General features: G+C 37.6%; 16 protein-coding genes and 2 rRNA genes. 1 reads left to right on the top strand and 17 read right to left on the bottom strand.

Annotated features, from left to right (window positions below; translation table 11 throughout):
* Nucleotides 1-124 precede the first annotated feature (124 nt).
* The 14 genes from aroA to sigG form a co-directional block, all read right to left on the bottom strand.
* Nucleotides 125-1,423 (bottom strand): 3-phosphoshikimate 1-carboxyvinyltransferase, encoded by a 1,299-nt coding sequence (gene aroA / locus HYG86_RS16885; RefSeq protein ID WP_213166720.1) that lies wholly within the window; start codon nucleotides 1,421-1,423, stop codon nucleotides 125-127.
* A 1-nt stretch (nucleotide 1,424) separates the two neighbouring features.
* A complete protein-coding gene (locus HYG86_RS16880; RefSeq protein WP_213166719.1) occupies nucleotides 1,425-2,480 on the bottom strand; it encodes a 3-dehydroquinate synthase in 1,056 nt (351 codons plus the stop codon).
* Entirely contained in the window at nucleotides 2,481-3,599 is a 1,119-nt protein-coding gene (aroC, locus tag HYG86_RS16875; RefSeq protein ID WP_213166718.1) for a chorismate synthase, read from the bottom strand.
* On the bottom strand, nucleotides 3,568-4,035 hold the full coding sequence (locus tag HYG86_RS16870; RefSeq protein ID WP_213166717.1) for a nucleoside recognition domain-containing protein: 468 nt from the start codon (nucleotides 4,033-4,035) through the stop codon (nucleotides 3,568-3,570). Before HYG86_RS16870 ends, aroC begins: the two co-directional genes overlap by 32 nt.
* Nucleotides 4,036-4,047: 12 nt before the next feature.
* On the bottom strand, nucleotides 4,048-4,467 hold the full coding sequence (locus tag HYG86_RS16865) for a nucleoside recognition domain-containing protein (RefSeq protein WP_213166716.1): 420 nt from the start codon (nucleotides 4,465-4,467) through the stop codon (nucleotides 4,048-4,050).
* A complete protein-coding gene (locus HYG86_RS16860; protein WP_213166715.1) occupies nucleotides 4,454-4,933 on the bottom strand; it encodes a DivIVA domain-containing protein in 480 nt (159 codons plus the stop codon). The genes HYG86_RS16865 and HYG86_RS16860 overlap by 14 nt, the downstream gene beginning before the upstream one ends.
* An 80-nt stretch (nucleotides 4,934-5,013) precedes the next feature.
* On the bottom strand, nucleotides 5,014-5,796 hold the full coding sequence (locus HYG86_RS16855) for a YlmH family RNA-binding protein (protein WP_213166714.1): 783 nt from the start codon (nucleotides 5,794-5,796) through the stop codon (nucleotides 5,014-5,016).
* Between the two features lie 2 nt (nucleotides 5,797-5,798).
* The gene (locus HYG86_RS16850; protein ID WP_213166713.1) at nucleotides 5,799-6,080 is read right to left on the bottom strand and encodes a YggT family protein; all 282 of its coding nucleotides are present in this window, start codon (nucleotides 6,078-6,080) and stop codon (nucleotides 5,799-5,801) included.
* Between the two features lie 20 nt (nucleotides 6,081-6,100).
* Nucleotides 6,101-6,754, bottom strand: a complete 654-nt coding sequence (locus HYG86_RS16845) for a YggS family pyridoxal phosphate-dependent enzyme (protein WP_213166712.1) — start codon at nucleotides 6,752-6,754, stop codon at nucleotides 6,101-6,103.
* Nucleotides 6,755-6,766: 12 nt separating this feature from the next.
* Entirely contained in the window at nucleotides 6,767-7,747 is a 981-nt protein-coding gene (locus HYG86_RS16840; protein WP_213166711.1) for a biotin/lipoyl attachment domain-containing protein, read from the bottom strand.
* 17 nt (nucleotides 7,748-7,764) lie between these two features.
* Entirely contained in the window at nucleotides 7,765-8,208 is a 444-nt protein-coding gene (nrdR, locus tag HYG86_RS16835; RefSeq protein WP_213169351.1) for a transcriptional regulator NrdR, read from the bottom strand.
* A 46-nt stretch (nucleotides 8,209-8,254) separates the two neighbouring features.
* Nucleotides 8,255-8,521 carry a YlmC/YmxH family sporulation protein gene (locus HYG86_RS16830; protein WP_213166710.1) on the bottom strand — a complete coding sequence of 89 codons (267 nt, stop codon included), beginning with the start codon at nucleotides 8,519-8,521 and terminating at the stop codon, nucleotides 8,255-8,257.
* Nucleotides 8,522-8,616: 95 nt separating this feature from the next.
* The gene (locus tag HYG86_RS16825; RefSeq protein WP_213166709.1) at nucleotides 8,617-8,754 is read right to left on the bottom strand and encodes a hypothetical protein; all 138 of its coding nucleotides are present in this window, start codon (nucleotides 8,752-8,754) and stop codon (nucleotides 8,617-8,619) included.
* Entirely contained in the window at nucleotides 8,754-9,533 is a 780-nt protein-coding gene (gene sigG / locus HYG86_RS16820; RefSeq protein WP_213166708.1) for an RNA polymerase sporulation sigma factor SigG, read from the bottom strand. The genes HYG86_RS16825 and sigG overlap by 1 nt, the downstream gene beginning before the upstream one ends.
* A 611-nt stretch (nucleotides 9,534-10,144) precedes the next feature.
* On the opposite strand from sigG, the gene HYG86_RS16815 reads away from it, so the two are divergent.
* Nucleotides 10,145-10,600, top strand: a complete 456-nt coding sequence (locus HYG86_RS16815) for a hypothetical protein (RefSeq protein ID WP_213166707.1) — start codon at nucleotides 10,145-10,147, stop codon at nucleotides 10,598-10,600.
* A 163-nt stretch (nucleotides 10,601-10,763) separates the two neighbouring features.
* Here the strand turns inward: HYG86_RS16815 and HYG86_RS16810 are convergent, their stop codons facing one another.
* The 3 genes from HYG86_RS16810 to HYG86_RS16800 form a co-directional block, all read right to left on the bottom strand.
* Nucleotides 10,764-12,161 carry a VanZ family protein gene (locus tag HYG86_RS16810; protein WP_213166706.1) on the bottom strand — a complete coding sequence of 466 codons (1,398 nt, stop codon included), beginning with the start codon at nucleotides 12,159-12,161 and terminating at the stop codon, nucleotides 10,764-10,766.
* A gap of 298 nt (nucleotides 12,162-12,459) precedes the next feature.
* Nucleotides 12,460-12,574, bottom strand: a 5S ribosomal RNA gene (rrf, locus tag HYG86_RS16805).
* A 98-nt stretch (nucleotides 12,575-12,672) separates the two neighbouring features.
* A 23S ribosomal RNA gene (locus tag HYG86_RS16800) occupies nucleotides 12,673-15,647 on the bottom strand.
* Nucleotides 15,648-15,902: the final 255 nt, after the last annotated feature.

Here is a 15,902-nt window from a genome sequence, read left to right as displayed (position 1 = left end):
TGTAGTACTTTGCGAAAAAACATCTTAAAAGATATTTTTTCAAGCCACAGATCTACATGATCTTTATGATCTCTAAAGGCTAAAAGCTAACGGCTAAAGGCTAAGCTAGGTTTGTGAAATTTTGTTATGAGGAAAATGATTCTGGAGCTATTTTTTTTATGTCGTTAAAGAACTGACTATTGGATACTGAGACCCAGTTGCTATCAATTATTTTTGTTTTACCTTCAGCCAAAAGTGCTGCTATGGTCATAGACATGATAATCCTATGGTCCTCAGAACAAAATAGTTCTGAACCGTGTAAAGGATTTCCACCGGTTATTTCAAACCCGTCTTCTAATTCTAAAGCATCTACGCCCATTTTTCTAAGGCAAGTGATAATACTTGTGATTCTGTCGCTTTCTTTTACTCTAAGTTCACTAGCTGCAGTCACCTTAGTTTTTCCCTTAGAAAATGCTGCAATAACTGCTATTAAAGGTAGTTCATCTATGAGATTTGGTACTAACTCCTCAGGAATATCTATACCCCTAAGATTATTTTTTGCAGGGAAAATCTCCAAATCTCCCATGGGTTCCCCATGAACCTCTCTTTTGTTGTGAACTGAAATTTTAGCACCCATAAGCTCAGTTATTCTTAGAAAACCTGTTCGTGTGGGATTCAACCCAACATCTTTCACATCAATTATTTTTTTATCAGATAAAATCCCCAAAGCAATAAAGTATGCAGCAGAGGAAAAGTCTCCAGTAACATAGTAGGTTTTAGGGGCACGAAGTTGTTGTTTCCCTTTCACTGTGACTTTATTATGGTACTTATCAACTCTCACACCAAAGTCCACTAACATCCTTTCAGTATGATCCCTTGTTTCTTTAGGCTCTATTACTTCCATACTACCTTCACAAAATAAAGCGGCTAGAAGCAATGCACTCTTTAATTGGGCACTTGCAATCTTTAAAGTAACCCTCTTACCCGTAAGCTTCCAGTCCCGTTGTATTTTTAAGGGCATTTTTCCGTTGGTATCATTTATTCTTGCACCAACAAACTTAAGGGGCTCTATCAATCTTCCCATTGGCCTTTTTCTTAATGAATGATCTCCCGTTAACTCAGCTTCAACATTTAAACCACCCAGTATCGAGGGCAATAACCGAGCTGTAGTTCCAGAGTTTTCACAGTCAATGTGATGTACTTCCTCGCCCTTGGGATTCCATGACTTAATTGAAACATCACTACCTACATTTTCAATACTAGCACCAATGGTTCGTAGTGAGTTTAATGTTGTTAAACAGTCCTTTGCCCCAGAGAAATTAGATATGTTAACTGTTTGACCTGAAATAGCACCTAAAATAGCAATCCTGTGACTTATGGATTTATCCCCTTGTGGTCTGTAAATGAAGGGCGTTAGTTTTTTCTTTCCTGTGATTTCTATCATATTAAATCAACTCCTGAAAATCTAAATACCCCTGGCTAAATTCTTGGGGTAGCAAATTTATAATTGAATACCCATCTGTTGTGGGTACAACAAACTGGATTTTTCCTTTTGAAAATTTTTTATCAGTATTCAAATAGGTAATATATGTGTTAAGCTCCTTTAGATTTATTTCTGGTATAAATGAAAAAAGTAAACTAAGGAATTTTTTTCGTATTAAATATTCTTCCTTGGAGATATAAGAAAGACTTAGGCTTATATATAAAGCAAATTTTAACCCATATGCCACTGCATACCCATGATTTAAAAAATAAGGCTCTTTGTTTTCAATTAAATGGCCTAAAGTATGGCCTAAGTTTAATGCTATCCTAACTCCTGCATTATCAAAGTAATCGGCTTCAATGTAATGTTTCTTGATTACTATACATTTTTCAATCACCTTATAAAGTTGACTGTTATCTCTACTGAGAATTTTTAAAGCTCCTTTGGTAATATCCTCAAATAATTCCTTGTCTAAAAGTGCGTATTTCCATACCTCACCTAAACCGCCATAATAGTCTTCATTGGAAAGAGTTTCTATATATTTTGAGTCAATGAAAATTCCCTTTGGATCATAAAAACTACCAAACACATTTTTTACACCATTGAAATTTACCCCTGTTTTCCCACCGATTGCACTATCAATTTGGGACAAGAGGGTGGTTGGAAAACTAAAGTAGTCTATACCCCTTTTGTATATGGAACAAAAAAATCCGGCAATGTCTAACGTTGCTCCACCACCAATGGCTAATACTGCATCTTGCCTATTCAGTCCAAATTCAGTGGCCTTTGTGGCTAGTTGCTCTATAGTACTGAATTCTTTTTGCCCTTCTGGTTTAGTAATGGTAAAAACAGTATTTTTCTTGTAACTTCTTATTTTATTTACATCTTCATGATATAAATTTAGAATCTTTTCATCTATAATAAAAAACACCTTTTCGTAGTTTGAAACATATTTAGAGAAAATTTCCCAACAATTTTCTTTAATGTAAGTTGAACTTTCTGCTATGTTTATTTCCATTTAAAATTCCTCTATCCTTTTTAAATAACTAGTAAAGGTATTTAATGTGTCATCTATGTGGTCCCCTGCAAATTTATCTAAAATAGCTTTTGCAATCTCTATTGCAACCACATTTTTAACAACAACAGATGCCGCTGGTACTACAGTAGTATCACTTCGTTGATAGTCAGTCTTACAGTTTTCTTTGGTTAAAGTGTTAAAAGTTCCTAAGGACATTTTCAGTGTAGGGATTGGTTTGATAACAGCCCTTAACACTACATGCTCACCGTTAGTCATACCGCCCTCAATACCACCAGCATTATTTTGAACTCTCTTGATTCCTTCATTGTAAAAAATACAATCATGATAGAGGCTGCCTGGTATGTGACTTCCTGAAAAACCCACACCAATTTCTACTCCCTTGACTGAAGGTATGGACATAATGCTTCCCGCAAGTCTTGAATCAAGCCTATTTTCGTAATGGGTATAATCTCCTAATCCTGGTGGCAGATTTGTGATTATTGTTTCAACTGTTCCGCCTAGGCTATCTCCTTTAGCTTTTGCTGTATCAATTAATTCAATCATTTTTTCTTCAGCCCCTTTATCTAGACAGTATAAAGGGGATTTATATATATCCTCAAAGTCACCTGTTTCCCTAATGCTAATAGCCCCCAGGGATTTCACATGGGAGTATATTTTGATTTTGAAGTAATTTAAAAATTGTTGACAGATACTCCCTATAGCCACCCTCATGGCCGTTTCCCTTGCACTTGCCCGTTCTAATACATTACGACTGTCACTAAATTTGTACTTTAACATTCCAGGCAAATCAGCGTGACCAGGCCTAGGAGTGTAGTATTCCAAACCTTCCTTATGAAATTTATGTTCATAGTTGTCCCAGTCTTTGTTCCTTATATAGAGGGATACAGGGCTTCCCATGGTTTTTCCCATTCGAATTCCAGAAATTATATCAACGGTATCTTGTTCAAACTCCATCCGTTTCCCTCGACCATACCCACCTTGTCGCAATTTAAGCTCATTGTTTATGACTTTTTCATCTATCTCTATCCCTGCTGGCAGCCCCTCAATGACTCCTATAAGCCCTTTATTATGAGACTCCCCTGCTGTCATGTAACGCATTTAAACCACCCCTTGTAAACCTAGAATATAAAACAGTGGCAAAAAGAGCTGACAATACCCTAGCTACGATAACTATAGTGGCGTTTGCCCCAATGCCTGCAAAAATAACTGTTTCTTCAACCAAAGCATGGCTTATACCAACTAAAACCAGTATTTTAGTTAAATCCCTAGTACTAAAATTTTCATCTCTAGCAACTGTAATCATAACCCCTGCTCCATAGGTCAATCCTATTAAAAAGCCTACTGTTACAGGTAAAACCGATTGTTCAGGAAGTTTTAAGAACTTTGTAAGTGGTGCAAAAACTTTACCTAGCAACGAAATTAAACCTATTTCCTTAAGCAGTTCAATAAAAATTAACAGTGGAAATATTATAATGGCAAGATTGTATAAAGAAACTAAAGACCCTAAAAAACTATGGTAAAGATCTGGCAACATTTTTTCAGCTCCTTATAATATTATTCCTAAAATCACTCCCACTATTAGGGACATGCTTACTCTAAAGCCTAACACTACATACCATTTAGCACCTACCTTACGTGCGATTACTGTCTCACTTAACATACTGTGACATATTGCAATCATAGTTGACAAAATAGTTATTTCTTTAACAGTTAAGTCCAGTGTCATCATGGCTGCAACTGCACCATAAACTGTAGTTAAATTTCCTATAATCAATACTAGAGCTCCCTCTCCTGGCAAAGAAAAAATACCCATTGCAGGTTGCAAAAATTCTGCAATATGTTCTAAAAACCCAGCTCTTTCCAAAAAATTAACCAAGGTGATAATTGGAATAATCACCTTGGCTAGCTCCCATATAACAGTGGCACCATTTTTGCCACCGTTGAATACTACTTTACCTATTTTCATTGATATTATTCGCAAGATCTGTCCAGTCGTCTGCAGTAATCATTTCTAGCTGGGCTTCCAGTAATGATTTAAATCTGGTACGGCAAACATGAACTTGTTTTGACATATCTTCCATTTCCGAATGGATTTTTCTAGCCTTTAATATGGCTTCATCAACAGTTCTTTTTGCTTCCCTCTCTGCTTCCCTACGTATAAGCTCGCCTTCTCTACTGGCGTTTTGCTTAACTTCTTCTGCAGTCTCTTGAGCCACTACAATGGCATTGTGTAAAGTTTCCTCTATTTTAGAGTAGTGTTCTAGCTTTTGGTTTAGTTGAGTAACCTTCTCAGATAAATCTTGGTTTTCTTTGATAATTCTTTCAAAATCCCTTACAATTTTGTCTAAAAACTCATTAACTTCTTCTTCATTATATCCCCTAAAACCACGGGTAAATTCCTTATTGTGAATATCTAGTGGGGTTAACGGCATATGTACACCTCCAAATAATAGTAAGCTTTGTTGTATATAATTCGACCAAACTCTGTTAAATCCTTTTTATTAATCTAAAATTACAGATATTTTTTTACATTTAGATGTATACGATTTTTCTTAGTTAACTTGCCAACCTCTGCTACTTCCATTCTTCCCCTTCCCCTTATGGAGATAATGTCCCCTTCGTTTATGTTATGGGCTGGGTTATTTATAGCTTTGTATTGCACCTTTACTTTATCACTTTTAATTAGTGCACCCACCTTAGTTCTAGAAACTCCGAAACCTAAACTAGCAACTGCGTCTAATCTAAGGGAAGCTACTGTACCATTAATTTCCTTTACCTTAGAAGGAGTTATTTTTAGCTCATGGGGGAAAATCTCATCAACCTTTACATCAATACTCCCGACTTTACTTAAATTATTGATAACATAGCTTAGAATATCCTTGCTTATGACTACCTGACAACCATGGTCTGTGACAATTATGTCACCTATTTTTTCCCTTTTTAGGCCAAGTCCTAGTATTGAACCTAAGTAATCACGATGTGTAAGCTTTTCAAGGTTTGTCCCAGTTATCTCAACAAAAGCAATTTCTGGTTCTATGTCTTCTTTCATAAAATAATCTGGATAAAAAACTATTTTCTTTCTCTCACTATCGGGGAAACCACCCTCCACAAGGGCTTTAACGCCAAATACTGAGTTTGTTGCTCTAGTTAATATGTCCACATGATATGGGTCAAGAAAATGGGTCTCTTTAATCATGTTTTTATCTGCTGCCATTTCTGCACAGTCTAGACCGTGGGCTATGGCTATCTTGTCCACATCGTTATCGAGCATTTTATATATTCTATCTCTATCCAAAACTAAAAACCTCCCCTTCTCAAGAAGGAAATCACTAAGTTCCTAATAATATTAAGCACAACTAAACCTATGATTGGTGATATATCCAAATATCCATTTCGTGTTCTAATGGCAGGAACCAAGTTCCTAAAAGGGCGTAAATAAAATTCTGTAATATTATAAATTGCCCCTATTATTTCCCGTACAGTCTTGCTAGGTGATTGTATTGGTATCCATGACAGAAGTAGTCTTGCTATTAGTAACCAATAAAAGATCTGAAAAAGACTGCCAACTATATTTATCATAATTTTATACTCCCTTTCTTTTAGTTGCTAAATATCTCACTACCTATTCTCACTATGGTAGCACCTTCTTCGATTGCCACAAGATAGTCATTTGACATCCCCATGGACAATTCTGTAATATTTGTAAACCCTTTGGTTATAAGCTCTCGTTGCAAGTTCGCTAAGTCTTTAAAAACATATCTAACTTCTTCTGGATTGTCAGTAAAGGGAGCCATTGTCATTAACCCCTTAACATTTATCCATTTAAAATCTTCAAGGTACTTCATAAAATCCAAAACTTCCTCTTTATGTAAACCTGATTTTGACTCTTCTTTAGAAATATTCACTTGAACCAAACAGTTTGTGATAACTTCTTTTTGTGCAGATCTCTTTTCTATTTCCTGGGCCAGGTTTTCACGGTCAAGGGAATGAATAAGTTTAAACTTTCCTATTATATCTTTGACCTTTCTTGTTTGGAGGGATCCTATCATATGCCAATGGGAATCAGGGAATGTGCCTTGTTTGTTAAGAGCATTTTCAACACGGTTTTCACCAAAAATTCTTATACCACTTTGATAAAGTGAATTAACATCACTATCTTTAGCATATTTTGAAACTGCAACTATTTGAATATTTCTTTGAGTAATTTTTTTTATCTTATTTTCTACATTATAATAATTAGTTAATACACTCATATTTTTTCACCTCTAGAACTTAATCCTTTGCCCAATTTTTACTATTTTTGGATTAAGGATAACTCCTTGTTTTTCACTTAATCCTGTAACCCACACATATCCTCCTTCTTCCTTCATGGGAACAACTTCTCTAAAAACAACCCTATTTCGTGAAAGAGAGTAGATTCCAGTCTTACCTTGTTCAGACACTATGGCATCTTCTGGAAGTTTTATTCCAGTTATTGTATCAAGAATAAAAAACACATTTGAAAACCTTACATCGATAAAATCATCTGTAATTCTGTCTGAAAAAAGATGTACATAGGTGTAGTCTCCATGTGTGGCAGTACCTTTAATATCTACCCACTTAACAAGACTATTATCCCCAGCTTCTAATTTAACTCTTACCCTATCTAGATCCCAAAGTTGCCCCGCCTCTGTAACATCGAGGCGAACAATAATCTCAGTATGATAGTTGTTTACAATTTTTAGTAATTTGTCACCAGAATTAGGGTTTTGAGATACTTCCATGACTTGATACTCTTCATAGTTAAAAAAATCCAGAACTGCTATATCTTCCACATTTGTGCCAAGGGAAATTTGTTCATAGTCATCAGTATAGTATAGGACAAGACCAGAAACGGGTGCTATAACTTCGTTACCATCTTGCTTACCTAGTGACTGACCTTTGCGAACTCTACTTAACTGTGGAAGTTTCCCTGTTAATTCTACGTTTCCATAACTTTCAATAACTTTCTCATCCCTTATGTAAAGTCCCGTACCATAAATCCCTTCATCCATGGAGTTTACATCCACATACTCTATTTGAAGCATCCTAGCTGTTAAATAATCTCTAACTGTATTTATACCCCTAATGGCTATGAAAAACAATACTGTAGAAACCACTGAAAAGATAATAATTTTCATGGCTTTATTACTTAATAGTTTTTTGTTCTGATTACCGCCTTTTATTACAGTAAAACCTTTATTTGAGTTTAGAGGTCTTTTCCCCATGATGTTCACCTCAATCCTTATAGTTTAGATAATTCTCTTTTGAATGCTTCTATATCTTTAAAATCTTTATAAACAGAAGCAAAACGTACATATGCTACTTCATCTAGTTCCTTAAGATTATCTAGGACTATATCACCTAATTCTTCTGTGCTAATTTCAAAAATTAGTTTATTTGCCATTTGCTTTTCTATACCCTCTACTAAATTTTCTATTTGTACATAGGTAATATCCCTTTTCTCACAGGCCCTAGATAACCCTCTAATAATCTTGTTCTTATCAAACAACTCTTTCTTTCCACTTTTTTTTAGAACCAGTATTGGCTCTTCTTCCACTTTTTCATATGTTGTAAATCTTCTTAGACATTTAAGGCATTCTCTTCTTCTTCTTATTGCATTTTTATCATCATTAGGTCTAGAATCCAATACTTTACTTTCGTTGTTTATGCAAAAAGGGCATTTCATACCTTCACTCCACATTCATCCAAATTTTAATATTATAATTATAACATTATTCATCGCCTTTTTTAAATAATTTTTCCCCTTTGGAGCTTAAATCTGCAATTATTACATCTTGGCCTATTTTTACAACTTTTTCCCAGGGTATAATACTATCTTGCTCTTGTTGAAAGAAACCTAAGAAGCTGCTGCTACCAGTAATTATTAGAGCTTTTATTACGCCTTTAGTAGTATCTATCTCTAGGTCATCAAAGATACCCAATTTCCTGCCATCAGATAAGTTAACGATTTCTCTACTTCTCAAATCAGAAATTCTCATATAATCACTCCTTCCACCTTCAAGTAAATTATATGCATTAAGATCAAAAAAAAGATATAAAATCAAAAACTAAAAGAACCACCAATGTGGTTCTTTTAGAAACTTCCTATTTCCATATTACTTATAAAAAAATTGTTCTCATTGTATGCTCTAGTTACTCCATTTTCTTCGGGGATAAGTTGTATTGAAAGCATCGTAAACAGTATGGGAATAATAAACATCGCTTTTAACATTAGTCTTCCCTCACATATTTTTTCAAATGTCCTAAGGCAACTTTTTCTAATCTAGAAACTTGTGCCTGAGAGATTCCTATCTCATCAGCAACTTCCATTTGAGTTTTCCCCTCAAAAAAACGTAAAGTCAATATTTTCTTTTCTCTATCATTTAGGCGGGTTAAAGCCTCACTTATGGCTATACCCTCAATCCAAGTTCCATCTAGTTCTTTGTTATCTCGAATTTGATCCATTACAAATATAGGCTCTCCACCATCATGGTAGATTGGTTCAAATAAAGATACTGGCTCTTGAATGGCATCTAAAGCAAAAACTACTTCTTCTCTTTCAATTTCTAGCTCCTTAGCAATCTCTGATACAGTTGGTTCTCTATTGAATCGATTAATTAAAGTATCTCTAACCTGTAACGCCTTATATGCTACATCCCTTAATGATCTACTTACTCTTATAGGATTGTTATCACGAAGGTATCTTCTTATCTCACCTATAATCATTGGAACAGCGTATGTTGAGAATTTAACGTTCTGACTCAAATCAAAATTATCAATAGCTTTTATGAGGCCGATGCAACCTACTTGAAATAAATCATCTACACATTCACCGCGGTTATTAAATCTTTGTATTACACTGAGTACTAATCTTAAATTTCCGTTTACTAACCTTTCCCTTGCGTCGTATTCTCCACTTTGTAACCGGATAAATAGCTGTTTCATCTCTGCATTTTTCAAAACTGGTAACTTAGCTGTATTCACTCCACATATTTCTACTTTATTTATCACGGCTAGTCCTCCTAAGTTTTGTTAAGTTAATTATTTCCCTGTGCGGTTAAAATATGCACACTATCTTGTCACCCTGTTATCTTTATTTTTCCAAATAAGAGGAAAATTACCCTTAAATACACAAAATAATTATATTCTAAATATTATAACAGGGAGATGTTGAGGGTAAGGGGTTAGGATGCGGTTAGCTGTGGAGAGTCAGGAAAAGATTAAAGTAAAAGGAGCCTAACGCGGATTTTTAAAAGAGATTACACGGATTACTGGGAAACTGGGGTTAATTTGGGAGGATTAGAAGAGTAATTAAAAATCTTAGCCACTAATGATAGGTCAAGAATTTACACTAACTTACAGAAAGAATTAGAGGAATTAAAGAGGAATTAAAGTGAAATCAGTAGGAGTTTATTAGTGAAGTTAGTGGCAAGTTTTATGAATCTAGGGGCCTTTACCACTACCTTACACTAAAAAGCCTGCACTATTAAAAGCAAACTTTAAGCTTCTTTGAAAGAAAATTTATATAATTTTATATATTTTAGAAGGAAATTTTTCATAGTTAATAGAATATAGTAATCATGTTCACACAAATTTTAAATAAAATAAGAGGGGGTAAATGGATGTTAAGGGAAAGGAAGTTTTTATTTATTAAACTTATTATTGCACTGTTCATTTTATCAAGTTTAGTGCATTTCCTTTTTACGCGACAAGGTACACTTGGGGGATTTTTAGATAATGAAGATGTCATGGTAGAAGGTACAGTTTTTAATATTTTTTTTACTTCAGAAGAGCGCCACAAGTATTCAGATTTTGATTACGAAGAAGAAAACACAGAAATATTTCAAGCAATTTTTGAAGATAATTTGGATATGTCTATAAAGAAAGGTATCTTCGAAAGGGAAAAAGGATCACAAGGGTTTATTATGAATTTGAGTGGTGATGAAAGATTATGGATATATGAGGATATGATAATAATCTCTAAAGTTGGTAAGTTATTTGATAAAATTTATTTAGTTGATGATAATACTTTATTTAAAGCAATTAAAGAAAGCGATATAAAATGGCGTTTTAGGTAGGATTATATAGTGTAATTTAGTGTGGTGGTCTAAGTGAATTGTACTGCTTTTTACGCACCTAGGGTCAATGACTTTGCCTTAGGTTTGTCTACAAGCTGAAATAGCGCCTCTAAGGGCGCTATTTAAAGTTAGACACTAGTTTCACAATTGTATTTTCTTTTTGTTATCTCAGTAAGGCCGGTATAGTAATTCTGGATTCAAATCCATCTATTGTACAGTAAAAAAAATAAACGGGCTGATAGAATCCCTTGGAATCCAGATGGTACATTAATTGTACCTCATGAACATTGATTGTTTCTATCCCATTTCCGGGATACCAAAAAAAGTTGCCATCCAATATTTCCTGATATGCTTCCTTCTCACTTTTAGTTGGAACGTTCCTTACCTTATTATATTCAACAATAGTATTATTGATTTGCTTAATTGTACCGTCATTATAATAAGAAATGTATAAAACACCATCGATTAACTTATTGTTTGGTGTTTTTTTATGCACAACCCATTCATAACTTCTAGTATCTCTATTACTAAACATAGCCCCTTCTGGTATCTCAATACCAAATCTCCTTAGTTCTTCAATTAGAACCTCTTCTTCAGCCTCCACAGGTTTTTTATCAAAACTTGAAAAATCAGAAAAACTATAACTACCATCTAGGTAATTTACCTTCATATTATATGAAGGATTGCCTCTTGACCAGTATATTGCACTTGTACTATAAGCAATTACCTCCAAATTACTTGTATCAATATCAAGGTTTTCCATAAACTCTACAGCAAAATCTTTTGCAGAGTACTTAGAATGAACTGGAGCCTGATAGATGGGATTTGATGTTCTTTCATCGTTAAGGTGAACACTTAAATTAACCTGTGTGCTGTTCATATTAATACTATAACTGTGAGCTATGGCTAGGTTTCCAAACTCCTGAAGATTGTAAGCGAAAAAAATTCCCATAAAGGTTAAAGTTACTATCAGTAAGGGTGAAAAATAACCCATTGCCTTGTAAAATCTCTTCCGTTGCCCATTAATTATTGTTAATACACCCATAACTATCCCATAACCAATTATTGCTCCTAAGGAATTGTTAAAGATATCATCCAGTACAAAACTGCCACGTCCAGTAATTAGCTGTAAACTTTCAATTATTAGGGTAGATAGCATACCTACTCCTATGGTCCAACCAGCTTTACGGAAATTCTTATGAAAAAGGGGCAAAAGAATCCCTAGAGGTACAAACATGACAATGTTCAAAATAACAAACTGCCAGTGTCGCAAGCTAAAATTATTCCAAGCTTCCCTATATGAACTCAGAAAGTGAAGGTTCATGTTAAGTTGAAATCTTGTTCCTCGGTTTAAAAATGTAACTCCTATTACCATGATAATATAGACAACAAGGAGACCTCCCACCAATAGTTGTTTCCGTGGGATTATTATTTTCCCACCCAGTAGTTTCATATAGATAACGAAGTATACTATAAACATTATTATTCCTAAAAACAATACCCCTGCTATTCCCATATATAGATTTTCTCTAATAATACCTGTTAAGACTTGTAGGCTCATACACTATCCCCCTTCTAAAACTAAAAATCAGTAAAAATAAAGCTAACTGTACATAAATTTAAAATAGTAGCCCATCAAAGCTTGTCCAAAAAGCAATGAATCCCTATGCATAATTCTAAAATAAAAACATGTTGAGGTCAATCTATTTAAAAGGACAAAAAGTTAAACTTTAGGATAAAAATGGGATTGATAAGTTTGTGTTGCCGAAGGCAATCCTGTCAGCGAAGCTGGTCCTGTTTGCCAAAGGCAAAGCCTACACGAAAAAAAGCACAACTCATTTGAGTTGTGCTTTTTAAGTACCCAGCGACGTCCTACTCTCCCAGGGGGTAACCCCAAGTACCATCGGCGCTGAAGAGCTTAACTGCGGTGTTCGGAATGGGAACCGGTGTATCCTCTTCGCCATCATCACTAGATGAAACTATCACACTAAATTCATAGCAAGGTTTTCAAAGGTTTTATTCTTAAAGTTTTTCCTGACTGCTGACTACTGTCAGCTGACAGCTTAAATATTTAGGTCAAGTCCTCGACCGATTAGTACTAGTCCGCTGAAGGTATTACTACCCTTACACTCCTAGCCTATCAACCAGATAGTCTTTCTGGGGTCTTACTTCCTTACGGAATGGGAAGTCTTATCTTAAGGGGGGCTTCGCGCTTAGATGCTTTCAGCGCTTATCCCGACCAAACTTGGCTACCCAGAACTGCCATTGGCATGACAACTGGTACACCAGAGGTTCGTCCATCCCGGTCCTCTCGTACTAAGGACAGCTCCTTTCAAACTTCCTGCGCCCGCGACAGATAGGGACCGAACTGTCTCACGACGTTCTGAACCCAGCTCGCGTACCGCTTTAATGGGCGAACAGCCCAACCCTTGGGACCTTCTTCAGCCCCAGGATGCGATGAGCCGACATCGAGGTGCCAAACCTCCCCGTCGATGTGGACTCTTGGGGGAGATAAGCCTGTTATCCCCGGGGTAGCTTTTATCCGTTGAGCGACGGCCCTTCCACTCGGTACCGCCGGGTCACTAAGCCCGACTTTCGTCCCTGCTCGACTTGTAGGTCTCGCAGTCAAGCTCCCTTCTGCCTTTACACTCTTCGAATGATTTCCAACCATTCTGAGGGAACCTTTGGGCGCCTCCGTTACTCTTTAGGAGGCGACCGCCCCAGTCAAACTGCCCACCTGACACTGTCCTAGTACCGGATAACGGTACACAGTTAGAATTCCAGCACTTTAAGGGTGGTATCCCACGGGTGGCTCCAGCAACACTGGCGTGCTACTTTCTCAGCCTCCCACCTATCCTGTACATAAAATGCCAAAACTCAATATCAGGCTACAGTAAAGCTCCACGGGGTCTTTCCGTCTTGTCGCGGGTAACCTGCATCTTCACAGGTACTACAATTTCACCGGGTCCTTCGTTGAGACAGTGCCCAAGTCGTTACGCCATTCGTGCGGGTCAGAACTTACCTGACAAGGAATTTCGCTACCTTAGGACCGTTATAGTTACGGCCGCCGTTTACTGGGGCTTCGGTTCAAAGCTTCGCTTGCGCTAACCTCTTCCCTTAACCTTCCAGCACCGGGCAGGCGTCAGCCCCTATACTTCATCTTTCGATTTAGCAGAGACCTGTGTTTTTGCTAAACAGTCGCTTGGGCCTATTCACTGCGGCCTCTTCTAGCTTAAGAAGTAAATTCTCTCACCATAATGAGGCACCCCTTCTCCCGAAGTTACGGGGTCATTTTGCCGAGTTCCTTAACGAAGGTTCTCCCGAGCGCCTTAGGATTCTCTCCTTACCTACCTGTGTCGGTTTGCGGTACGGGCACCTTACTTCTCGATAGAGGCTTTTCTTGGCAGTGTAGGATCAGTTAGTTCCCCTCATTCGGGTCCCCTTCACTCCTCAGGATTATGAGTCGACGGATTTGCCTATCTACTCTCCCTAAAAGCTTGGACGCACATAACCAACAGTGCGATAACCTACCTTCCTGCGTCACCCCATCTCTCAAACGAAGTTTGGTGGCACTGGAATCTCTACCAGTTGTCCATCGCCTACGCCTTTCGGCCTCGGCTTAGGTCCCGGCTTACCCTGAGAGGACGAGCCTTCCTCAGGAAACCTTAGGTTTTCGGCGAAGATGATTCTCACATCTTTTTTCGTTACTTATACCAGCATTCTCACTTCTATTCGCTCCACTGCTCCTTACGGTACAGCTTCTGCGCAAATAGAACGCTCCCCTACCATGATTTACATCATCCATTGCTTCGGTGATAAGTTTGAGCCCCGTTACATTTTCGGCGCAGGATCACTTGACCAGTGAGCTATTACGCACTCTTTAAATGGTGGCTGCTTCTAAGCCAACATCCTGGTTGTCTGTGCAATCCCACATCCTTTTCCACTTAACTTATACTTTGGGACCTTAGCAGATGGTCTGGGCTGTTTCCCTCTCGACTATGGACCTTAGCACCCATAGTCTGACTCCCGGAAAACAAATATGTGGCATTCGGAGTTTGACTGAGTTCGGTAACCTGGTAAGGCCCCTAGCCCAATCAGTGCTCTACCTCCACTATTTTATTCCGAGGCTAGCCCTAAAGCTATTTCGGGGAGAACCAGCTATCTCCGAGTTCGATTGGAATTTCTCCGCTACCCACAGCTCATCCCCTAATTTTTCAACATTAGTGGGTTCGGGCCTCCATTTTGCGTTAACAAAACTTCACCCTGGCCATGGGTAGGTCACCCGGTTTCGGGTCTACGCAGCCAAACTTCACGCCCTTTTAAGACTCGGTTTCCCTTCGGCTCCGTGGCTTTACCACTTAACCTTGCTTGACTACGTAACTCGCTGGTTCATTCTACAAAAGGCACGCCATCACCCGCGTATGGGGCTTTGACTGTTTGTAGGCACACGGTTTCAGGTTCTTTTTCACTCCTCTTCCGAGGTTCTTTTCACCTTTCCCTCACGGTACTGCTTCACTATCGGTCGCTAGGTAGTATTTAGCCTTTGGAGGTGGTCCTCCTAGATTCCAACGGGGTTTCACGTGTCCCGCTGTACTCGGGTGGCAATTAGGTAGGGTTAATCTTTTCAACTACAGGGCTTTCACCTTCTACGGCCTGTCTTTCCAAACAGTTCGTCTAAAATTAACTTTTGTAACTACCTTGATATCCTGCAAGATACCACAATTGCTCCCTCAACCCACATGTAACAACGATTGCAGTCTTACATCACATGTGTTTAGGCTCTTCCCATTTCGCTCGCCACTACTTAGGGAATCGATTATTCTTTCTCTTCCTCGGGGTACTTAGATGTTTCAGTTCCCCCGGTTGCCTTCTACTACCCTATGTATTCAGGTAGTGATACTATGGTATTAACCATAGTGGGTTGCCCCATTCGGAGATCCACGGGTCAAGGCTTGCTTACAGCTTACCGTGGCTTTTCGTAGTTCGCTACGTCCTTCTTCGGCTCCTAGCGCCAAGGCATCCGCCGTGCGCCCTTAGTAACTTGACCAAATAAATGCTTACGCATTTGATCGTTTATTGCTCTAAGAACACTCTTTGTTTTTCGTTAACTAAGTTAATAGTTAACTAACCTTTGCTTATTGAATTTCGTGTGTAGTTTTCAAAGATCTGTAGAAAGAAAAGGACTAATCAGGCAGGTGACTTTTCTGCCACCGAACAAGTTCAGTCAACTAGTTCTTTCAAAATTGGACAGCATATACCATATTTGAGTTGTGATTTTGTTTTTGTAAATTAAGGTACGTAT

Source organism: Alkalicella caledoniensis (genome assembly GCF_014467015.1).
Lineage (GTDB): Bacteria > Bacillota > Proteinivoracia > Proteinivoracales > Proteinivoracaceae > Alkalicella > Alkalicella caledoniensis.
This window is presented reverse-complemented; position numbering and strand designations above follow the sequence as displayed.